Source organism: Romboutsia sp. 1001713B170131_170501_G6 (assembly GCF_015668195.1).
Lineage (GTDB): Bacteria > Bacillota > Clostridia > Peptostreptococcales > Peptostreptococcaceae > Romboutsia_C.
Genome location: NZ_JADPFC010000001.1, coordinates 649,487 through 673,099, shown reverse-complemented (window position 1 = coordinate 673,099; position 23,613 = coordinate 649,487). Strand labels below are relative to the sequence as shown.

At 25.4% G+C, this 23,613-nt stretch carries 22 protein-coding genes and 1 other annotated feature; of the genes, 3 read left to right on the top strand and 19 right to left on the bottom strand.

What is annotated here, in order from left to right; all coding sequences use genetic code 11:
- The first annotated feature begins 33 nt into the window (after window positions 1–33).
- Complete coding sequence (locus I4U89_RS03395; protein ID WP_195938331.1) at window positions 34–744, top strand: response regulator transcription factor; 711 nt, start codon at window positions 34–36, stop codon at window positions 742–744.
- Window positions 716–2,302: a HAMP domain-containing sensor histidine kinase gene (locus I4U89_RS03390; RefSeq protein WP_195938329.1), complete on the top strand. Its 1,587-nt coding sequence runs from the start codon at window positions 716–718 to the stop codon at window positions 2,300–2,302. Before I4U89_RS03395 ends, I4U89_RS03390 begins: the two co-directional genes overlap by 29 nt.
- A 52-nt stretch (window positions 2,303–2,354) precedes the next feature.
- On the opposite strand, the gene I4U89_RS03385 is transcribed toward I4U89_RS03390, so the two are convergent.
- Together I4U89_RS03385 and I4U89_RS03380 are read right to left on the bottom strand one after the other, a co-directional pair.
- Entirely contained in the window at window positions 2,355–3,623 is a 1,269-nt protein-coding gene (locus I4U89_RS03385) for a dihydroorotase (protein WP_195938327.1), read from the bottom strand.
- 144 nt (window positions 3,624–3,767) lie between these two features.
- Complete coding sequence (locus I4U89_RS03380; RefSeq protein ID WP_195938325.1) at window positions 3,768–4,913, bottom strand: DUF362 domain-containing protein; 1,146 nt, start codon at window positions 4,911–4,913, stop codon at window positions 3,768–3,770.
- Between the two features lie 205 nt (window positions 4,914–5,118).
- Here I4U89_RS03380 and I4U89_RS03375 point away from each other — a divergent pair, with 205 nt between their 5' ends.
- Window positions 5,119–5,898 (top strand): TIGR00266 family protein, encoded by a 780-nt coding sequence (locus I4U89_RS03375; protein WP_195938323.1) that lies wholly within the window; start codon window positions 5,119–5,121, stop codon window positions 5,896–5,898.
- 57 nt (window positions 5,899–5,955) lie between these two features.
- Here I4U89_RS03375 and I4U89_RS03370 read toward each other — a convergent pair whose 3' ends face one another.
- The 17 genes from I4U89_RS03370 to I4U89_RS03290 all read right to left on the bottom strand — a co-directional run bounded on the left by I4U89_RS03370 (window position 5,956) and on the right by I4U89_RS03290 (window position 23,558).
- Window positions 5,956–6,261: a hypothetical protein gene (locus I4U89_RS03370; RefSeq protein ID WP_195938321.1), complete on the bottom strand. Its 306-nt coding sequence runs from the start codon at window positions 6,259–6,261 to the stop codon at window positions 5,956–5,958.
- 161 nt (window positions 6,262–6,422) lie between these two features.
- Window positions 6,423–7,055 (bottom strand): DUF975 family protein, encoded by a 633-nt coding sequence (locus I4U89_RS03365; protein ID WP_207744111.1) that lies wholly within the window; start codon window positions 7,053–7,055, stop codon window positions 6,423–6,425.
- A 116-nt stretch (window positions 7,056–7,171) separates the two neighbouring features.
- Window positions 7,172–8,134, bottom strand: a complete 963-nt coding sequence (gene asrC, locus I4U89_RS03360) for a sulfite reductase subunit C (protein ID WP_195938319.1) — start codon at window positions 8,132–8,134, stop codon at window positions 7,172–7,174.
- Between the two features lie 11 nt (window positions 8,135–8,145).
- A complete protein-coding gene (gene asrB / locus I4U89_RS03355) occupies window positions 8,146–8,937 on the bottom strand; it encodes an anaerobic sulfite reductase subunit AsrB (protein ID WP_195938317.1) in 792 nt (263 codons plus the stop codon).
- A gap of 1 nt (window position 8,938) precedes the next feature.
- Complete coding sequence (asrA, locus tag I4U89_RS03350; protein ID WP_195938315.1) at window positions 8,939–9,946, bottom strand: anaerobic sulfite reductase subunit AsrA; 1,008 nt, start codon at window positions 9,944–9,946, stop codon at window positions 8,939–8,941.
- Between the two features lie 112 nt (window positions 9,947–10,058).
- On the bottom strand, window positions 10,059–10,742 hold the full coding sequence (locus tag I4U89_RS03345) for a Crp/Fnr family transcriptional regulator (protein WP_195938313.1): 684 nt from the start codon (window positions 10,740–10,742) through the stop codon (window positions 10,059–10,061).
- A 121-nt stretch (window positions 10,743–10,863) separates the two neighbouring features.
- Window positions 10,864–11,415 carry an NADH peroxidase gene (locus tag I4U89_RS03340; RefSeq protein ID WP_195938310.1) on the bottom strand — a complete coding sequence of 184 codons (552 nt, stop codon included), beginning with the start codon at window positions 11,413–11,415 and terminating at the stop codon, window positions 10,864–10,866.
- A gap of 278 nt (window positions 11,416–11,693) precedes the next feature.
- Window positions 11,694–12,620, bottom strand: coding sequence for a DMT family transporter (locus I4U89_RS03335; protein WP_330615519.1), 927 nt, complete (start codon window positions 12,618–12,620; stop codon window positions 11,694–11,696).
- Between the two features lie 180 nt (window positions 12,621–12,800).
- The gene (locus tag I4U89_RS03330) at window positions 12,801–13,148 is read right to left on the bottom strand and encodes a DUF4870 domain-containing protein (RefSeq protein ID WP_195938308.1); all 348 of its coding nucleotides are present in this window, start codon (window positions 13,146–13,148) and stop codon (window positions 12,801–12,803) included.
- A gap of 162 nt (window positions 13,149–13,310) precedes the next feature.
- On the bottom strand, window positions 13,311–13,841 hold the full coding sequence (locus I4U89_RS03325; RefSeq protein ID WP_195938306.1) for a hypothetical protein: 531 nt from the start codon (window positions 13,839–13,841) through the stop codon (window positions 13,311–13,313).
- Window positions 13,842–14,050: 209 nt separating this feature from the next.
- Entirely contained in the window at window positions 14,051–15,256 is a 1,206-nt protein-coding gene (gene tyrS / locus I4U89_RS03320) for a tyrosine--tRNA ligase (RefSeq protein WP_195938304.1), read from the bottom strand.
- Between the two features lie 110 nt (window positions 15,257–15,366).
- Window positions 15,367–15,616, bottom strand: a binding site (T-box leader).
- A gap of 60 nt (window positions 15,617–15,676) precedes the next feature.
- Entirely contained in the window at window positions 15,677–16,408 is a 732-nt protein-coding gene (locus I4U89_RS03315; protein ID WP_195938302.1) for a glycerophosphodiester phosphodiesterase family protein, read from the bottom strand.
- Between the two features lie 4 nt (window positions 16,409–16,412).
- Window positions 16,413–17,372, bottom strand: coding sequence for a DUF2232 domain-containing protein (locus I4U89_RS03310; RefSeq protein ID WP_195938300.1), 960 nt, complete (start codon window positions 17,370–17,372; stop codon window positions 16,413–16,415).
- A gap of 148 nt (window positions 17,373–17,520) precedes the next feature.
- Window positions 17,521–18,981, bottom strand: coding sequence for a UDP-N-acetylmuramoyl-L-alanyl-D-glutamate--2,6-diaminopimelate ligase (locus I4U89_RS03305; RefSeq protein ID WP_195938298.1), 1,461 nt, complete (start codon window positions 18,979–18,981; stop codon window positions 17,521–17,523).
- 85 nt (window positions 18,982–19,066) lie between these two features.
- Window positions 19,067–20,152 (bottom strand): glycosyltransferase, encoded by a 1,086-nt coding sequence (locus I4U89_RS03300; protein ID WP_195938296.1) that lies wholly within the window; start codon window positions 20,150–20,152, stop codon window positions 19,067–19,069.
- A gap of 81 nt (window positions 20,153–20,233) precedes the next feature.
- On the bottom strand, window positions 20,234–21,916 hold the full coding sequence (locus I4U89_RS03295) for a dynamin family protein (protein WP_195938294.1): 1,683 nt from the start codon (window positions 21,914–21,916) through the stop codon (window positions 20,234–20,236).
- Between the two features lie 4 nt (window positions 21,917–21,920).
- On the bottom strand, window positions 21,921–23,558 hold the full coding sequence (locus I4U89_RS03290; RefSeq protein WP_195938292.1) for a dynamin family protein: 1,638 nt from the start codon (window positions 23,556–23,558) through the stop codon (window positions 21,921–21,923).
- Window positions 23,559–23,613: the final 55 nt, after the last annotated feature.

Below are 23,613 nucleotides of genomic sequence, written 5' to 3'. Positions count from 1 at the left end.
TGTATGATATAATTATTTTAAAGGAGTGATAAAATGAACGAAAATATATTAATAGTTGATGATGATAAAGAAATAGTTGATGCTATTGAATTTTATTTAAAACCTGAGGGTTTTAATGTATTAAAAGCTTACGATGGAATTGATGCTATTGAAACTTTAATAGATAATAATGTAGATTTAGTTATTATGGATGTAATGATGCCAAATCTTGATGGTCTTAAAACAACTTTAAAAATAAGGGAAAATAATAATATACCTATAATACTTTTATCTGCTAAAAATCAAGATATGGATAAAATTTTAGGTCTTAATATGGGAGCTGATGATTATGTTACAAAACCATTTAATCCACTAGAACTCATTGCTCGTGTTAAATCTCAATTAAGAAGATTTATTAACTTAAATAGTAACTCTAATAATAAGTGTATTAATGATTCTAACGTATTAAAAAGTGGTGGTCTTAGTTTAAATAAAGATACTAAAGTAGTTAGTTTAGATGGAGAAGTTATTAAAGTAACTCCTATTGAGTATAGAATACTTGAATTTTTACTTTTAAATAAGGGTATAGTATTTTCATCTACAGAGATATATGAAAACGCTTGGGATGATATAGCTTATAACTGTGAAAAAACTGTTGCTGTTCATGTTAGAAGAATAAGAGAAAAAATAGAAATAAATCCTAAGGATCCAAAATATTTAAAGGTGGTGTGGGGAATTGGATATAAAATTGAAGACATTAAATAAATCTATTACTATAGAAGACTCAAAATTAAAAATAGCTTCTTTACTAATTTTATTTTTATCTATATCTATATGTTTTGAATCACTATTTAATTTAGCATTTAGCTTTCATAATTTATATGAATATTCTCCAATAGCAAAATATATATTCTTAGGAAATGTAATACATTTAGATAATAGAAGTATTTTAAGTATTGAAGTGATAGTTTTTATAATTTCTTTAGCTATATCTATAAGTTGTATTGTGATTTATAACATAACTAAAAAATCTAATATAAGAATATTTGATTCTATTATAAATCTAACTTCAAATGTTTCTGTTGAAGCATTTTTATTTATAATAGGTTTTATATTCCTTATAAGATTTCATACTTGGTCCTCTACACCAGATTTTTTTGATAATTCACTTATAGTATGTGATTTTTTAATCCTTACAACTACTTATATAGCTTATAAAAGTTTTAAATTATCATCTGATAATTTATTATCTAGATTAGTAGTACTTTCTATGATTAAGGATTTTTTAGATAAACAAAATAAAAAAACTATAAACAATAAAATCGCTAGTATATTAGTAATATCTATAATAATACAGTTTATAATTATATTTTTATTTTTATCAGTTATAAACTATTTTTCTATTTTTACAATAATTTATGCTATGCTATTTTCTCTATTTAGTATTATACCTTACTCTTATATATACAAATTATTAACTAAAAAAACAAAATATATTGAATATATATCTAAAAATATAAAAACTATAGAAAATGGTAATTTAGGCCATAAATTAAAGATCATTGGTAATGATGAAATATCATCTATCGCTAGTAGTATAAATAATATAAGCTTAGGACTTGAAAAGTCTCTTAATGAACAACTTAAAAGTGAAAAAATGAAAACAGAACTTATAACTAATGTAAGTCACGACTTAAAAACACCCCTTACTTCTATAGTTAGCTATATAGATATACTTAAAAATAACGAATTAGATTCTAAAACTACTAAAGATTATATAAATATATTAGATAAAAAAGCTACTAGACTTAAATATTTAGTTGAGGACATATTTGAAGCATCTAAAATAAGTAGTGGTGATATAGAAATTAATCTAAAAAAAACTGATATAAAAGAACTTCTAATTCAAAGTATCGTTGAATTAGAGGATAAAATAGAATCTTCTAAGCTAGATTTTATAGTAGATACGCCTAACTATCCTGTATTTACTAATATAGATGGTAAAAGAATGTTTAGAGTTTTTGAAAATCTTATAACTAATATTACTAAATATTCTTTAGCTAATACTCGTGTATATATAGATATTAATGTTAAAGATGATTATATATTTATTACTATGAAAAATATCTCTAATCATAGATTAAATATTTCTTCCGATGAACTATTAGAGAGATTTGTTCGTGGTGATGTTTCTAGAAATACTTCTGGAAGTGGATTAGGACTATCTATTTGTAATAGTTTAGTGGAGCTTCAGGGTGGTAATCTTAAACTTGATATAGATGGAGATTTATTTAAAGTTATATTAAAATTTAAAGTTTATTAAATATATTAATAAAATTAAAAAGGGCTATATTTTAGTATAGCCCTTTTTAATTTTATTTTTTATCTTCAAATACTACCTTCCCGCAACATATAGTATATTTTACTTTACCAAATAATTTATGCCCTTTAAATGGAGTGTTTTCACATTTTGATGCAAATTTATCTACTACAAACTCTTCATTTTCATCAAATATAACTATATCAGCAACTTTACCTTCTTCTATGCTTCCACTTTCTAGGTTGTATAATTTAGCTGGATTTATAGTCATTTTCTCTATTAACTTCATCATATCTAAATGATTATTTTTAACTAAGCTAGTTATCCCAAGAGAAAGTGCAGTTTCAAGACCTGTTATACCACTTGGTGCTTTTACAAACTCTACATTTTTCTCTTCATATGTATGAGGTGCATGATCTGTTGCTATTATTTCTATTGTATCATCCTTTAAACCTTCAATTATTGCCATCTTATCTTCTAATGTTCTAAGTGGTGGATTCATTTTAGCATTAGTACCATAAGTTAATACATCATCTTCTGTTAGTGTAAAGTGATGTGGTGTTGCTTCTGCATATACATTAGCACCTAACTTTTTTATAAATCTTACCATTTCTACTGAATTTTTAGAACTTATATGTTGTATATTAACTTTTGCCCCACTTTTTAGAGCTAACATACAATCACGACTAATCATAACATCTTCAGCAACATTTGGTGCACCCACTATTCCCATTTGTTTGGATATTTTACCATCATTTATACCAGCACAAGTTATAAGTGATGGATCCTCTTCATGAAAGCTAAGAGGAACGTTTCTTTCCTTCGCCATATTCATAGCTTTAAGTATAATATCACTATCCATTATCGGTAGTCCATCATCAGTAAAGCCTACAGCACCAGCTTTTATCATTTTATCCATATCAACTATTTCTTTACCTTTAAATCCTTTAGTTATTGCACTTGCTTGTAATACATTTATTGGTGATAGTTTGGCCTTTTCATTTATATAATCTAAAGTTTCTTCATTATCAACTATAGGATTAGTATTTGCCATACATACAACTGTTGTAAATCCTCCCTTAGCTGCTGAATCTGAACCTGTTAATATATCTTCTTTATGAGTAAATCCTGGATCTCTAAAATGAACGTGTACATCTATAAGTCCAGGTGATACTATACATCCTTTAGCATCTATTATTCTATCAACACTATTTTCGTCTATATTCCCTATTTTTTCTATTTTATTGTCTTTTATAAGTATATCTACTACTTCATCTCTTTTAGTTTTTGGGTCTATTAGTCTTCCATTTTTTATAATTATCATCTTTTTCTCCCCTTTAGCTGATTAATATATAACTAAATTTACTATATTATACATTAAGTTATATGTAATTAAAATAGTTTTAATTTTAAATAACTATATTTATACGAATGCTTTTATAAAATAGCTACTTAAATTATTGTTAAATTACTTTATTAATTTAAATATTATACTTCTTTTTATATGTATAGCTTTTTTAGGACATAATTCATGGCAACAAAAACATCTTATACATTTATTTAAATCTATTTCTATTTTATCATTTAAGGTAATGACCTTAGCTGGGCATACTTCTATACATTTTTTACACTTTACACAATCTTTATGAGAAACAACAGGCTTTGGAGTTATCATCCTTGTAAGTGGCTCATGTATACATCTAGGCATAGTTGATGATAACAATCTAAAATCTTTGCTAGTTTTAGGTATTTTAAAGTCTTTTATTATAAATTTCTCTATGTTATCACCTACTATAGATATATCACTTAAGTCTTTTTTTATATATTCTCTTTTTATACTCCCTCTTATAGTAGGTACTTTATTTATGTCTAGATTTATAACCCTACAAGCTACTATATCTATCATATAAGGACTAGGTGATGCTAATGTTACACCAATATTTCTTGGTATTCCAGCTGAAGGACCTTCTCCTTCCATACCTATAATTCCATCCATAATAGTTAAACTTGGGTTTACATAAGAACATATATCTAATAATACATCCTCACAAAATATTTCTTCATTTGGAAATCTATAATGTATTTCTGCTTTTTGAAGTCCTGCTATAGAACCATATAAATTTTTAACTCCTCCTGTAAATGTTGCCATGCCATGAGTTTTTAGTTTACATATGTTTATTATATGGTCTACTTTAGTTATTGGAGTTATAATATTCATATATTTTAAAGCTTTAGCATTTTTATTTTCTACCTTAATTTCACTTATATCATGATTTAGCTCTACACCTAGTTCATCTGCTATATCTTTCATACCAGTTGATTTATATATGCTTTTTAATGAAGATACTGTATACGGACCACCTGGGCTATCTCCTATTATTATTTTACAATTTAGATTAAGTAACATTTCACACACAACTTTAACTACCATTGGATGAGTAGTTGTTGCTTCTTTGGGACTTTTTTTCATTAGCAAATTTGGTTTTATTAGTACTTTGCTATTTGGATTTATATATCTTTCTAATCCACCTAAATCTTTTAAATTTTTACTTATTGCATTTTTTACATTTTCATAATCATAATTATTACATTCCCTAATTGATACATTCCCCATTTGTTTCCCCCTTGATAAAATTATTATCTTATATCTTTACATAATTATATCATAATGAAGAAATCTTTCTTAAAATTCTCACATTTATACCTTTTTTAGTTATTATTTTTATATAATGTATAAAAATAATAACTATATATTTTAACTTTTTATAATACTTTATATATAATTAGATTATAATTAAATACATAAGGAGGGATATTTTATGAATTCACATGAAATAGATTATAAACTGTATGGACATGACATGCAATTTGTTGAAATTGAATTAGATAAAGGTGAAAGTGTAGTAGCTGAAGCTGGCTCTATGATGATGATGGATGAACACATTTCTATGGAAACAATCTTTGGAGATGGAAGCAAGAAAGGTGGTTCTAAACTATTTGGTGCTGCTAAAAGAGTTTTAACTGGTGAAAGTCTTTTTATGACTTCATTTACTAATACTTCTAACAATAGAAAAAAGGTATCTTTTGCATCACCCTATCCTGGTAAAATAATACCTATTGACCTATCTGAAATGAACGGTAAGTTAATATGTCAAAAAGATTCATTTTTATGCGCTGCTAAAGGAGTAAGTATTGGAATAGATTTTAGAAAAAAACTTGGTGTTGGATTTTTTGGAGGCGAAGGATTTATCCTTCAAAAACTAGAAGGAGATGGACTTTGTTTTATTCATGCTGGCGGTACTATTGTTAAAAAAGAACTAATGCCTGGTGAAAAATTAAAAGTTGATACTGGATGCTTAGTAGCTATGACAAAAGATATAAAATATGATATAGAATTTATAGGTGGTATAAAAAATAGCTTATTTGGCGGTGAAGGGTTATTTTTTGCAACTCTAACAGGTCCTGGATATGTTTGGGTTCAAAGTTTACCATTTAGTAGACTTGCTTCTAGAGTATTTGCTTCTGCACCTCAAGTTTATGGCGATCAAAAAGGCGAAGGAAGTATATTAGGAGGTCTTGGAAATTTATTTGAAAAATAAGTAATAGGAGCTAATCTCTATTTAGAGATAGCTCCTATTTCAAGTAAAAGATTAATTTTAATAAGGATATCGTAATAATGATAGAGCAATTAAAAGATTAAGTGGAAATCTTCTACGTCTAAAACGTCTAAACCTTCTAGGTCTTCCAAATTGTCTGCCACGTCTTAGTTGATTATTATCTTCATCTACAATTACATCTTCTCCAACTAATACAGTAACACTATCTTCATCTACACTTTCAATAATTCCATCAAATACTTCCCCATCTTCCATCATTAATACAGCATGATAATTTAAGAATCTTTTACATTTATCTCTTAAACTCTGTAAATCTTTATTTTCGTCACTTCTTTTTAAATTCATTTTATTAATCCCCCTTCCTAATTATATAGTATTTATTTCTAAAGGAAATGGTGCTAATTTTATTAATTTATGTTTAATATCATCATAATAAAAAAATGTATATCTACTATTTCTAGTAAGTATACATTTTTTATTTACATAATATAAATATTGTAATATTTTTATAAAATATCTTCATTAGGAATAGATTTTAACTTTAAATAAAAATTCCCTAATGTAGTATAATAATATGGTGTATACCATAAGAACCCTATTCCTAAGGTAAATACACATAATATAGCCCAACCTAGAAAGCTTAACTCTAGTACAAATAATTCCCACTTAAAGCCCTTCATCATATTTGCACTTTTCTTTAAGCAATCCATTATTGATATATCTGGGTTTTCTGCTAATATATAGTATGATTGTGAAAACATTAATGCTGCTATAATACCTGGTATTACAAATAAAAATGTTCCTATTACCACTACTATAGTTGTTATTAAATTTATTACAAAAGATTTTATAAAGTACTTAAATCCAGAGAATAAATCTGTAAATTTAGCTTTTTCATTATCCGTTGCTAAGTTCAATATAAATCTGCTAAATCCTAATTGTATTGGACCTGCAAATATTAATCCTATTATATTCAAGGTAATAGCTATATTTTCATTTATCCAAGATGAAGTTGTTCCTATTTCAACACTTGTTCCTTCTACTATTATGGTATATATTAAACATGTTAATATTGCTAATCCCCAATGACCTTTTAATTGCGTTTTAGCGCTAGTTTTTAATTCAGATCTTGATATCATATCTCTTCCTCCAAATTATTTTGTTAGTTTATTATATTCTAACAAATATTGGATATTCTTAATAGTTTATTAACAATATTGTAATTAATTTATTTTAACCTCTTTATTATGTCTATTTAATATTTAATTCCACTCCAGTATACATTATCCTTAACAATAGTAATATCATCAAATTCTACACCCTCAAGTGCCCATTTTTTAAACTCCATAAATCCTGTTCTATCAACAATATATCCAATGTGTTCTTTTGGTAAACTTTTATCTATATATTCCTCTACATACTTGTAAGTATTTAATATTATCTTAATTATATTTTTTTCATCTGCCCATATTAAAAAATCTTCTGCTAGCCTTGGATTCTTTTTACCACTTCTTCCCATTATAGCTAATCTATAATACTTCTTAGGATCTCTACTCCATGCATTTGTAGGACAATTAAGTACACACTCTCCACATCCTATACATTTACTGTGGTCCCTTATTACCCTATAGTTTTCTGAATGTAGCGCACCTGTTGATAACTGCTTACACTTTTTAACACAAGCCCCACAAGATACACATCTATCTCTTTCATAGTGTGGTAAAGTCATTCCTATTATTCCAAAATCATGAGTCCTTGCTTTTATACAATCATTTGGGCATCCTGTTAAAGCTATTTTAACATGTAAATCATTTGGAAATACTGCTTTTTCTATTTTCTTTGCAAACTCAGTTGTATTGTATTGTGCTTTTGGGCATACTTTATTTCCTATACATGATGCTATGTTTCTAGTTCCTGCAGCAGGATATCCTTTGTCTTTTTTATCTTGATTTATTTCCATTTTTTCTATAATAGGTTGAATAAGTTTATTTACTTCTTCCATATCTTCCATTTTTATGCCAAGTATTTCAAATCCTTGTCTAGTGGTCATGTGTATTTGACCATTTCCATACTCACTTGCTATCTTTGAAACTATCATCAAACTCTCAGGATCTATACATCCTCCTGGTATTCTAACTCTTAAAGCTGTTTCATATTTATTTTTAGTTATTCTATAAGCATTTTTCATTACTTTTTTAGTATTTAAATCTCTTATCATAACATTTCCTCCTAATCTATAAGATTTTTAGCATAAGAATAGTCAAATACAGGTCCGTCTATACATATGTAAGTATCATCCATCTTACAGTGACCACATTTACCTACTCCACAACACATTTTTCTTTCATAAGAAACCCATATATTATTTTCCGCTAAATCTCTTTTTAAAAATTCACCTACTGTAAAATGCATCATCATAGGAGGTCCTACTACTACTGCTGATGTATTATTTACATCCTTTATTTCTAAATTTGGTATATATTTTGTAACTAAACCAACATTACCATCGTAACCTTCACAAGCTTTATCTACAGTAACTATTACTTCTAATTTTTCACTCCATCTTTTTAAATCATCTTTAAATAATATGTCTTGTGGTGATTTAAATCCTGCTATTAATTTAAAGCTTTTGCACTTTTGAGGATTATTATAAAAATATTCTACAATTCCCCTAACTGGTGCAAGCCCACTTCCTCCTGCAACTACAACTATTTCTCTATTTTCATATAATTTTACATCAAAACCATTTCCATATGGTCCTCTTATAAAGAATTTATCTCCTATTTTATAATTAAATATTTCATTAGTTACTTTTCCTACACTTCTTATTGTAAAATCTATATAATTATCACCATATCCACTTACAGATATTGGACTTTCTCCATACTTAGGTATTGATATCTCATAAAATTTACCTGGAAGTACATCTTTAGTGCTACTTTCTACTCTAAAAGTCCATTCTATGTCTGTATGCTTAACTATATCTATTATCTTAGCTCCTACTGGAATATATGAATTCATATTACTTTTCCTCCTTACTTATTTCATTTACTTTTTCTATACATTTTGAAAATGATATATACTGAGGACAAGCATCATCACATCTTCCACACCCTACACACATGTTGTATCCAAATCTCTTATTGAAATCATATATTTTATGCATTGCCTTAAATCTCATTCTTTCACCCTTAGTTTTTCTAAATTCATGTCCTCCAGCCATACTTGTAAATCCATCAACTTGACATCCTGCCCATATCCTTCTTCTTTCACCTACTTTTTCATTTTCTTTATAAAAAACATCTTGCATAGTAAAACAAGAACATGTTGGACATACAAAGTTACATCTTCCACAAGCTATACATCTTGAGTTATACTCTTGCCACATTTCATGTTTAGATACTTCTTTAGAATTTATTTTATTTATTTGTGGCACTTCTATATTAAATAGGTTTTCCTTCACAAAATCTATTTCAAATTCACATTTTTCTCCATTAAATATACTTAAATCTTTATCTTTTATTTCTAAGAAAACTTCATTATCGTCTATTTTAATTCCCATAGAATAATTATCCGTTTTATTTGAATCCATGCTTACACAGAAACAATTTCTAAAACTTTCTCTACATCCAACAAGAACAAACTTTACTTTTTCTCTTAGTTTTTTATAATAATAATCTTCATCAATTCCATTTTTTAAATATATTTCATCTAGTCTTTTCATTGCATTTATGTCACATGCTCTTAAAAAGATTAATAATTTTTTGTCATCAATATCGCTTTCCTTAAATTCATTTTCTGTAAAATAAAATAATATTTGTGTTATAGGAAATACTATTTCCTTAGCAGAAAAGTTTGATTTTCTATTTAGTTCCATTTCATCTAAAGAACTTACTTCTTTATACCTTACAACGTCTGTATCTGAGAAAGTTCCCATATATTCTAATGATACTGGTGCTAATATTTTATATTCATTACTAAGTGTTTTCAATTTTTCATTAAAATTATCTTTGCTTAATTTTATCTTCACAACAATCACCTTTTCCCTTTTCTATTGATAAAATATTAACATTTATTTTGATTATTTTCCGTGATTAATATCACGTTTTATAAAATAAAAGAAATATCAAGACCTTAATGTTTTACTGTTTTTTAAAATAATTTGATAACTCTTTTTCTTTTACAAATAGTTTTTTATCTTCTATTTTTACTAATCCTTCATTTTGTAGTGTTTTCATTGATCTTGATAAAGTTTCTCTTTTACATCCTAGCATATCTGATAAATAAGTTATGCTTATATTTACATCTATTAATGTCCATACACCTTTATTTGTTCCAAATTCTTTACTTATTCTATATAATTTAGCTGCTAACTTTTTATCCATTTTTATAGAAATTGAATTTTTAAGTTGTCTATATAACCTTCTATTTCTTCTTTCCATGTAATTTATTATATTTTTAGTTAGATTGAAATCTTTTTCCATAATTTTTATAAAATCATCTATGTTATATTTTAGTATAGTGGCTTTCTCAAAGACTTCACAAAATACTGATGATTCTCTTTTTTTATCTGTAGTTATTTCATTAATCATTTCACCCTTATTTAATATAAATATTACCTTTCTGTCTCCATTTTCATTAATTTTAAATGTAGATACTTTTCCATCTATCACGAAATATATATTGTCTAATTTTTCTTTTTCATTAAATAAAATTTCATTTTTTTCTAATTTCATTATATTGCTACAATTCTTAAGTTCTTCTTTTGTTTCATATTTTAAGTTTTTAAATATATTTATATTGTCTATGTAGTTTATAGTTTTCATATATTCACCATATTAACTTTTATTTTATAATATTTAATTTCATCTAATATTATAACATATATTTTTATATAAATTAGAAGAGGCCACCTCATATGAGATGACCTCTTTATTTAAACTATAATTAGTTTTGCTTTCCAAAATGTCTTTCTAATAATCCTAAGAATGCTTTACCATGTCTAGCTTCATCTTTACACATTTCATGAACTGTATCATGTATAGCATCTAATCCTAATTCTTTAGCTCTCTTAGCTATTTTTAATTTTCCTTCAGTTGCTCCGTATTCAGCTTCTACTCTTGCAGTTAAGTTAGCTTTAGTATCTGCTACAACAACTTCCCCTAATAATTCAGCAAATTTTGCAGCATGTTCTGCTTCTTCAAATGCTATTCTCTTGTAAGCTTCTGCAACTTCTGGGTATCCTTCTCTATCAGCTTGACGGCTCATTGCTAAATACATTCCAACTTCTGTACATTCTCCAGTAAAGTTAGCTCTTAAACCTTCTAATATTTCTTCATCTACACCTTTAGCAACACCTATTCTGTGCTCATCAGCCCAAACCATATCACCTTTCATTTCTTCGAACTTGTCAGCTCCAACTCCACATACTGGACATTTTTCTGGTGCAGTTTCTCCTTCATGTATGTATCCACATACTGTACAAACAAATTTTTTCATGATTATACTCCTCCAATTTATATATTAATTTAATTTAAATTCATTATTTAACTACTATACTATATACCCTGAAATATATTAACTAAATAATAAATTTTTATTATTTATAAACAAGATATTTAATATCTTATCAATCATATTTTATATATACCCGGTCTAGCATCCCCTAAACAATAAATTTAAACTTTTTACAAATATAAGTTTACCATCTATACAAGCCTAATTACAACCTTATTTTGCCATTTATATATTAAATTATTTATTTTATATAATGTATATTAATATTTGCTTGTATCTTCGTTAGATTCTATACATGCTTCTTCTACGTATATGTCTTTTTTCTTTAAAAAAGATAGTTTAGTTTCAGCCATTATTATAGCTATAAATATTATAAAGCTTCCTAGAATCATTCTTAATGTTACTAATTCTTTTAATATAATTACAGAAAAAAGTGTCCCAAATACTGCTTCTGTTGAAAGTATTATAGCCGTCTTATTTCCTTCAACACTTTTTTGACATATAGTTTGTACTAAAAAACAAACAGTAGTACTAAATACTCCTAGATATAACACTCCTAGATATCCATCTATACCAGCATTTATACTTCCCTCTCCCATAAGTATTTGTGTAAATAATGAAAGTACAAATGCCACACTAAATTGTATAGCTGTAAGTACCATTGGATTATATCTTACAGCATATTTGCTTGTGAAGAATATATGAAATGCAAATCCAAAAGCACATACTAAAGTTAAAAAATCCCCAAAATTAATAGAAAAATCTGATTCAAGGGATAATATGCCTATACCTATTACTGTTAATATACTACTTATTATACCTATTTTATCAAGTTTTTGTTTATAGATTAAAAATCCTATAAACGGAACTATAATTACATTAGTAGCAGTTATAAATGCATTTTTTGATGGTGTTGTATAAACTAACCCTATTGTTTGAACAACAAATGCTGTAAATAAAAAAAATCCTAATATACAACCATGCTTTATTGCATCTTTACTAACATTTTCTTTTATCTGTTTAAAAAATATTAAATTTATCAAAAGTGCTCCTATAAAAAATCTAAGTGTTATTATTTGTAGTGGCGTAAGTCCCCCATCTAGCGCCAATTGTGTTCCTACAAATCCACTCCCCCAAATCATAGCAACTATTAGTAGTCCTATTTGCGAAATATATGTTTTTTTCACATTTTTTCCCCCTTTTTATTTTGATATAACTCACTATTAACATTAATATACTAGACATATTTTGTAAATACATTAACATTTCTTTTATTCATAATTTTCAAATAATTTTATTTTTATATATAATTTAATTAATACATAAAAAAAGAACTACATAATATATTAAATGTAGTTCTTTTTATTCTATTTTATAAAATTAATTGTAAATGGAAATTCATAATCTTTATATGATCCATATCTTATCATAGCTATTATGTTAAGCACTAGATATGCTATTGATACTAGTGGTACTAATACCATTCCAACTAGTAAAAATACTAATAATCCAGATATTAATTCATATATAAAAAATGATATGTGAAAATTTAAAAGTCTTCTACCATTTCTAGCTATAAAATCTGAGTCTTTACTATAATCTCTCCATACAAAATATGCTATTATAAATCCGATAAGGTTAAAAACTATAATTCCACCTGCCATTAAAAGCATTATAAGATTTTCTCTAGATATTGATTTTCTATAATCATCCATAATTATATCCTTTCTTATAAACTATTTAAAATTTCCCAGGAAAACATTTTTATTTTTCATTCTCCTCTTAAATACGTGCGTATTTTTAGTCATACTCATTTCTAAAAACATCATATTCATATTAAAAATATATGTAATATGGTTTTTGTATATATAAGATATTTATATATCTAGCTTTAGTTGTTTGTATAAATCCTCTTCTTGATTTTTGTTAGATTCTTTTTGATTTTCATTTATTATGTTCATTTTAGATAAAAATCTTTTAACATCTGTTAAGCTATCTACTGCTATTTCTTTATGATTTATCTCTAAAAAATATCCAGTTGCAGTTTTTTCTATTTTTACACTTGGTTTATCCATTATAATAGATATTACATTTCCATTTAAATACTCAACAGCAAATGTCTTTTCATTTTCAGCAAATAACTCAACTAAATTCTCTGATATCTTAAAACTTTTGCTTTTATCAACTTGACTTGTGCTAAACTTCATAAGTAAAGGTTTAATTGATTTTAGATCATTTAATATGACTTTTGAACCTTTTATATCTATTAAATATCCTTTTGTACTGGCACTTATAGTTATATTTTTATTGTCAACTACTACAGAGGTTATTTTCCCTTTACTATAGTATATGATATAAGATCTATTCATATTAGATAATATTTTAGTTATTTTACTTGGTAAATACATATAGCCCCTCATCTCTTTTTTCATCTTTAATAGATAAAATATAACATTTATCACTATTTTTTACAACTGCTTTATTCTAATTATTATTCGTTATATCATCTATTTATCTTTAGTGTAATATATATTATTATTTAGCATAATGTGAGGTATATTATGATGTTAATCTAAAAAGAGATATAAGTTAATTTCTTATATCTCTTTTAATTATATTATTTTACAACTACTTTTATAAACTTCTTCTTACCTATTTGAACTACTAATTCACCCTCAGCTACTACTTCTTGTAAATCATTTATTTTTTCACTATTTACTTTAACTCCACCTTGCTTAACTAATCTTCTTAATTCACTTTTACTTGGAGTTAATTTGTTATCTACTATTATTTGAGCTAAGTCAAAATCATTAGCATCTGCTTCTACAGTTAATATATCAACAGGTATTTGTCCTTTTTGGAATACTGATTTAAATCTTTCTTCAGCGAAGTTTGCTTTTTCTTCTCCGTGGTATAATCTTACTATTTCTTTAGCAAGCTCCATTTTTATATCTCTTGGATTTTTTCTATCTTCTTTTAAATCCTTTTCTATTTCAGCTACTACATCAGGGTGAACATCAGTTACTAGGTTGTAGTATTTAACTATTAATGAATCTGGTATTTCCATAGCTTTTTGATACATTACACCAGCTTCTTCATCTACTCCTATGTAGTTTCCTAAGCTCTTACTCATTTTGTTAACGCCATCTAATCCTTCTATTATAGGCATCATTATAACTACTTGAGAATCTTGACCAAATTCTTTTTGTAATGCTCTACCCATAAGTAAGTTAAATCTTTGGTCAGTTCCACCTAATTCTATATCAGCTTTTATAGCAACTGAATCGTATCCTTGCATTAGTGGGTAGAAGAATTCGTGTACTGATATTGGAGTATGGCTTTCATATCTCTTTTTAAAGTCTTCTCTTTCTAACATTCTAGCAACAGTTATAGTTGCAGCTAATTTAACAACATCTTCAAAGTTTAACTTTCCTAACCATTCACTGTTAAATCTTACTTCTGTCTTTTCTTTATCTAAAACTTTAAATATTTGCTCTTGGTAAGTTTTTGCATTTTCTAAAACTTGCTCTGTAGTTAATGCTTTTCTAGCTTGAGATTTTCCAGTTGGATCTCCTATCTTTCCTGTAAAGTCTCCTATTATTATTACTACCTTGTGTCCTAAGTCTTGTAATTGCTTCATTTTTCTAAGAACAACAGTATGACCTAAGTGTATATCTGGTGCTGATGGGTCAAGACCTAACTTAACAACTAACTGTCTTCCCTCTTTATGAGCATTAGTTAATTTTTCTCTTAAGTCCTTTTCATCTATTAAATCTTCTACACCTTTTAATATAATTTTTACTTGTTCATCTAAATTAAACATATTTACCCTCCTATTATTTTGTATTTATAAATTTGCTTAAGTCTTATTTTTAGCAAATCATTTTTTAAGGATATAAAACTTTTTTGTATTAAAAAAAGCCTTCATCCTTACAAAAGGACGAAAGCTTGTGCTTACGTGTTACCACCTTAATTTATTAATACTTCACAGTATTAACCTCATTAGGTACAAAATTATACCCTAGCATTATAACGTATGCTACTCCGTTTTTCCCTAGTGGTTGTTATCTTTCAGGAAAACTGCTCCAAGATGTATTCAAATTAACTTTTCTTGCTCCTCTCACCTACCGGAAACTCTCTGTTAGAATACATTAATCCTACTAATTCTTATCATAGCTTTATATTAATATTTTTTCATTTATGTCTATAATATATTCTTAAAATTATATTTTGTCAATACTTTTTAACATTTATTTAAATCTATACCTTCAAATATTATGTTATCTGCATATTTAGATGCTTTTTTATATTGATTACAATCAAGTATAGTCCAAGTTATAACTGGCATCTTCTTTCTAATTAACTGAACCCTTTGACTTTGAATACTTTTTATATCATAAGATACAAAATCAGGCTTTGTTTTAATATTTAATATCATGCCCCTTAAAAATAATTTTTTGTACCATTTTATTATTGTATCTTTGTAATCAAATGATATTTGCCCTCTTATTATATTATTTGCATTTTCTTTGTACCATAGAAGTACCCTTGGATTAAAAGACTGTATAGCAAACTTACCTTCATAATTTTTTACTATCTTATAAACCTCACTACTCATATCTATAGCATCTCCAAGAGCCTTTAATTCTATTAAAACTGGTACCCTATTATTTATAATATCTAGTACATCCAATAAAAGAGGTATCTTTTCATCAGTGTTTAGTAGCCTTAGGTTGCATATTTCATTATAAGTCATATTATTTATAGTACCTTTATATCCTGTCATTCTTTCTAAAAACTCATCATGAAATACTACTGCCTTTTTATCTTTTGTAAGTTGTACATCTAATTCTATACCATAGTTATGTTTTATAGAATTTGTAAAAGCCCCCATAGAGTTTTCTGGATATATATTATTATGAAGTCCTCTATGTGAAAAGGGACATTTTTTGATAAAACTTACATCCTTAACCACATTTTCACCCTCTACTTAATATATTATTTAATATTCCTATTTGTTGATTTCTTATATTTATCTTTATATCTAATATTATATTAATTATGATTATAATAAATGTAGTTATCTTAAATATTAATACTAATGCTATTAACATTAAAATAGACAATATTCTTATATGAGCTACTCTCTTATTTTTAGCTAATAAATAATTTTGTATTGCTGTATATCCATCTTTTATCACAAAGTAAAATGATAAATATTCTATACTTATTATTATAGTTTTTAAGTATGTATTATCTATGTTTATATTAAATGATTTAAAAACTTCTACTATAAAAATGTATACTGATAATACATAAAATACATTTTTAGAACAACATACAAATCTTGAAAGTCTTCTAAAGTTAGCTATAATTTCAAATTTTTTATTTATATTTCCTTTTAGCATATTTAATTTCTTGCACATAAATAAGGATAAAATATATATAGAAAATACAGTTCCAAAAGGAAATGCAGCTATAAGTATATAATAAATAACTTGTACATATTCTCCGGATTTTAGTATATTTATATATCCTTGAAACTCTTTCATAAAGCTGTATCCTATTAGTTTAGATGCATATATATCTACAAATACCATAAGTACAACGCCTATAAAAGAAGTATATACCATATCATCCATAATAGAGGTATCCTTACTTATAAAGTAGCCACAAAGTATTCCAAGTATTACACTTTGGCTACACCATATAGCTATACCTATATTCCCAAGTATTAACCAAACTATTAAAAGTGATGTTATTCCAGAAAGTGCTGAATACTTAAAGTCACATCTAAGTACCACTATTGAAAAAAATACAGGAACTATAAAATCTATGTAAAGTGCATATCCAAAGCCAATTCCTACAAATAGTAAAGTACTTATAACAAATAGTGCGGATAATATTGCTGACTCTGTTAACTTTTTAGTTTCATTCATCAAATTACCTACCTTTTAAATTTTATTTAGTTTATCCGTATATTATAATACTTCTAAAAAAAATAATAAAGCATGCTTTAATATAATATAAAAGAAACTGTGAATATTCACAGCCTCTTTTATAAATATATATGAGTTTATTTATTGCCTACTTTAAATTTATAGCTTCAAGTGCTACTTTTGTATCATCAAAAGGATGCTTTTTCTTACCTATTATTTGATAATCTTCATGTCCTTTTCCCGCTATTATAACTAAGTCTTTATCATTTGCAATATCTATTGCCTTATATATTGCTTCTTTTCTATCTTCTATAATTATATAATTATCCTTTTTTATATTAATACCTTTTAATATATCATTAATTATTTTTTGAGGCTCTTCACATCTTGGATTATCTGATGTTATTATAGCTATATCAGAACATTCTTGTGCTATTTTTCCCATTATAGGTCTTTTCTGTCTGTCTCTATCTCCTCCGCATCCAAATACTGTTATTACCTTACCTTTTGTAAATTCTTTTGAGGCCTTTAATATATTTTCTAAAGCATCTGGAGTGTGTGCGTAGTCTACTATAACATTTAGTTTTTTATTATTTTTTATACTTTCAAATCTCCCCTTAATACCTTTAGTATTTTTAAATACTTCCTTAACTGTGTTTATATCTATACCTAATATGTAGCAAATACTTATTATTCCTAATGTATTATATACACTAAACTTTCCTGGTATATTTACATAAATATGATCTTCATAAGTTGGAGTTTTTAGTTTATATTCTATATGATCTTTTTCTAATATAATATCACTTGCCATAAAATCAGCATTTTCATTTATAGCATAAGTATATACAGGTATATCTAAGTTTTTAATATTGTTTAATATGATTTTACCATGTTCATCATCTATATTTATTACATTTGCTTTTCTTGTCATATAAAATAATTTTTCTTTAGAGTTTCTATAGTCTACTATATTTTTATGAAAATCTAAATGTTCTTCGGTTAAGTTTGTAAATAACCCAATTAAAAAACTAGTATCTTTCACTCTCCCTAAGCTAAGTGCATGAGAAGATACTTCCATGGCACAATATTTACAGTTGTTTTTTAGCATATCATTGAAATTTTTTTGAAGGTCTAAACTTTCTGGAGTTGTATTTTTAGGTATTATTTTTTCATTTGAGTTGTCTATTTCGATAGTTCCTATAAGGCCACATTTATTAACTTTATTTAATATCTCCTTTAAAAGAGTTGATACACTAGTTTTCCCATTTGTTCCTGTTATTCCTATTACACCTAATTTTGTGCTTGGCTCATTATAAAAATTAGACGCAATTTTTACCATGGCTTCTTTAGTATTACTTACTTTTATAAATGTATACTTATCCATATTATCTATATTTATATCTTCTTCTATTAAAAATGCCTTAGCTCCAGATTTTATGGCATTTTCTATATATAAATGTCCATTAGTATTATATCCTTTTATACATATGAACAGGCTGTTTTTTGTTACTTCTCTTGAATCATAATATATATTATCTATATTAATATTTGTGTCTCCATATATATTTAAAGTATCTATATTCTCTAAAATTTTATCTAATCTCATCATATCCTCCTTATCTATTGTTTAATATAGTATATTTTTCATATTATTTTTTTATGATATGTAATTTAAGGTGGGTTACCCCACCTTATCTTTCTTTTATTATAGAATTAAAGTACTTTTCATTACATTTTACACATTCATCGTTTGGATTTAGCTCCATACATTTTTGATGGTGATAATAAGCCCTCGGTAAATCCTTTAACTCATAATAACAGCAACAAAGATTTAAATGAGGTTTAAATCTTAAGTAACTCATATTTATGCATTGGTTAGTATCACAAGATATATTAGTATTAAGTATTATTTTATACCAACTTATAGCTTGCAAATATTTTTCCTCTTCTTCAAATGAATAAGCTATATTATACATTATGTCAGCCCTTGGTATATCTTCTTCAAAGGCTTTATATAAATATATCCTTGCTAGTTTGTATTCTTTTTGTTTTATATAACATTCTCCTATTTTGCATAATGCATCTATTGTTTCTTCCTTAAATTCACTTACCTTTATAAATTCTTTTAATATTTCTATGGATTTTTCATATTTTAAATTACAATATAATTCTCTTCCATAATAATATAGATCTCTATTGCTTAATATTTTGCCATCTTTTAGATTTTTTTCATATATTTTAAGATTTCTATCATCTATATTTTTTACCTTATCATGTATTATACAAATATCACTATCATATACAGTACTTTCATTTATACCTTCTATAGATATATATTCATGAACATATCCTACCCACTTAAAATCTTCACTTCTTTTGATTATTCTGTTTCTTCTAGCTACTATTTTAGGATTATTATTTTCATCTATACACATATGGGTTTCTGTAGATATAACACTTATACTTTTATTTAGGTTTTCTTTCAAGTTTATAAATTTTTTTCTATTTTTCTCATCTAAATACTCGTCTGCATCTAACCAAAGTATATAATCTTTGGTTGCTTTATCAAAGGAAAAATTTCTAGCCTTTGAAAAATCATCAATCCACTTAAAATCGTATATATTATTAGTATAATCTCTACAAACTTCCTTTGTTTTATCTACTGACCCTGTATCTACTATTATTATTTCATCTACTATATCATAAATACTATCTAAACATCTTTTTAAAATATTTTCTTCATTTTTTACTATCATACATAAACTTATAGTAATCATACTATTTGCTCCCTTAATTAAACGTTATACTTTAATGTATGATAAAATGACATTTTTTGTGTTTATTGTACTGAATTTTCATTAATGTATATATGTTTTTAATTTATCTATATATATATTTATATCTTTAATTGTATCTTCTATTTCGTGTTTGTTAGTTTGTATACCTTTTATATTTTTTAGTATTTCTAGTGTTGTATAGTTTATCTCTATACTATAATTTTCATATATATCTTTTAGATTCTCACTTATTTTATACTTTAGATTCTCTATAAAAGTATCTATATCATTTAGTAATTCTTTGCTCTTTTTATCATCTTGTACTTTATCATATATAACTTTCCCTACTGCTCCACTTATAGTCCCTGCTATTAATAATGGTGGACAATAAGTCATTAGTGCTGCTGATATAGTAGTTGAAGTTGCCGATGCTCCAAGTATTGCACTATACATTGAAACAACTGTACCTGAAGTTGCTCCAAGTACTGCACCTGTTCCTACTACTGCTAATAATTCATTTACTGTTCCCTGATTTTTTTCTAATTTAAAACTTTGACTATCTATGTATTCATTTTTATATGTTATGTCATTTATATATCTTTTTATATCATCATCCATTTCATTGCTTATTTCTTTTAAACACTGACTCCACTCATTAAAAAATAAATTATCCAATTCTATTTTTTTCTTGTTTACTAACTCATTTATATATTCTTCATTTATGTATAACTTAGCTAAATCTATATTTAATTTAATTTTTTGTATTTCATCACTAAAAAATATTCTATCTATCCAATCCTTTATTTCAAAATCCATCTTAGCACTTATATAGTCACTTTTATTTTGAAGTAATTTATTGTATCTTAATAGTTCATCATCTAAAACACACAAAGTCTTTAGATAATCATTATGACAAACTATATCCTTGTGTATTATTCTATCTAAAGATGATTTTATGCTACTATTTTTTTCCTCTTTATAATTTTTTATTAGATAATTTATATAATCATTTAATCTATTAAATTCGTATTTTAAATCATTATAGTTTGAAACTACTAAATCAGTATTTTTTATTTTTACCTTAGGTAATACCTTCTCTTGATATTCAAGATATGAGGATATCATAAAAAATTCATCTATATATATTCCATATTCATCTTTTATATAATCTATAATTTCTTCTTTATCAGAACTTAATAAATCACACTTATTTACTATACCTATAATGTTATTTTTATACTCACTTACCAAATCAAGTGCTTCTATTACATCTTCTTGTCCTAGGTGAGTTGCATCTATTACAAATAGTATCAAATCAGCATTTTTTATATAGTTTAAAGTTTTTTCTTCATTATTTATAGTTATACTCTTTAACCCTGGTGTGTCTACTATATTTATCTTTTTTAAATAATCTATATTAAGACCCACCTTTGTTATGTCTTTATATGTTTTAGTATATGGCATGTTACTATATACTATTTCTATTATACTAGAAGTAGCTTCAAGCACATCTACTTCACTTATATCCCCTCCTATTAATGAATTTACTAAGCTTGATTTTCCTGATTTAACTTCTCCTAATACAACAATTTTTAGTGGTTCTTCCTTATTACTTTCTATAGACTTAATAAGTTCAACCACTTCTTGTAATGGTTCTTTTATTGTATTTTTATACGGTAAATTTAAATCTTCAATTAACTTTTTTCTTATTGGTGAATTTAATATTTCTTCTTTAACTATACATATCCCTTTATTATTTTCCAAAATATCACCCCAAAGTATTTAAAATTCTTTCTATATTATTTAGGAAGTCTATATAAATATTTATATATTTATAGTCTATATATACTTTTTCAAAACTATGATTTTTTATATATTCTATGTTTGAAATTATAGTATTTATATTATCTTTTAATATTTTTTCTATGTCTTTTGTTATGATTTCTTTATTTTTAGATAGGTAATTTTGTTTAGGATTTACGTCTTCATTAAATGCTTTAACTAAAAATTTATTTAATAAATTTTCTAGTTTATCTTCTTTTATTTTATCTTTTGATTGTTTTTGAATTGGCACCTGGATTTTATCTAAATTTATATCCGTATCTATTTTTTGATAAATAGCATCTTTATTGAAATTTGATTTTTCATAAATTATATCATATATATTGCTAAAATCATTATTGCATTTATTTTGTAAACTTATTATATAGTCCTTTGTTTCTATATCTATATCTTTTATATAACTTAGGGCATCCTTTTTTATATTATCTAATGTGTATTTTAATTCATAATCTATTTCATTATATATAGATAAATCTTTATATAATTCTCTCTTATGTGAATATATAGATTGTAATATATTACGTTTAGTTATATATAAATTTTTGTATTTTGATTCTATTTGCTTATTTTCACAAAGTTTTTTAAAATTAACATCTATACTTTTATATAATTTTTCTATATTACTTTTCTTTATATAATAATAATCTTTACTTAGTATTCCTTTTATAGCATCCTTGGCTGATATGTATACAATGTCTTTAAACTTATCTTTAAATAATTCTTCACATTTATCTTTAACTTTATTTAAATCTTTTTCTTTTATTATATCAATCTTATTTACAACAGCTATTATATTTTTATTAGAATAATTTTTATCTATATCATTAATCTCATTTATAAGCTTTGTATTTTCACTAGATACTATATTTTGAGCATCTATTATCCATATAATCCCATCTGCTATTTCATAATATTTATCTACTTTATTATCAGTATTTAATAGACTTTGGTTAAGTCCTGGTGTGTCTACTATAGTAAAATCATTTATTAAATTTCCTTCTTTTAAATAATATTTAACCTTACATATTTGAGATTTATATAAATATTTCTCTTCTAATTCTCTTTTATATTCTTTAAGTTCTTTTTTAGTTTTTGTATTTTCTTTTTTACATTCTTGAACTAATTTATATATTTTCTCTTTAGATTTTTTATACTTATCTTCTTCATTTTTCAGTAATCTATATCCACCTTGTATACTTTTTAAAATTTTTTCTTTATTATTGTATATTATCTCTATTTTTTCTAAATTGCTTTTTAAAAAAATATCAATCTTCCAAGTATTTGGTATATCTTTTGTAGCTACTATCTCTCTTTTAATTAACGAGTTTATAAGAGTTGATTTTCCATAGTTTCCACAACCTACTATACAAAGTACAAATGGATTTTCTAGCTCTTTTACATTGTTTTTTAATTTAGTTATCTCTTTTTGTATATAATCTATAATATCTATTGATTTTGTTTTATCTTTGGTATATACATACTTTATAATATTACTTATTTCATTTTCTATAGGTATAATAATTTTCATAATATTGTTTAATTCTTCATATCTTGAATTATACATAATATCATCCTTTTTGATATACTAATTTAATTATATTTTTACTTTGATAGATGCA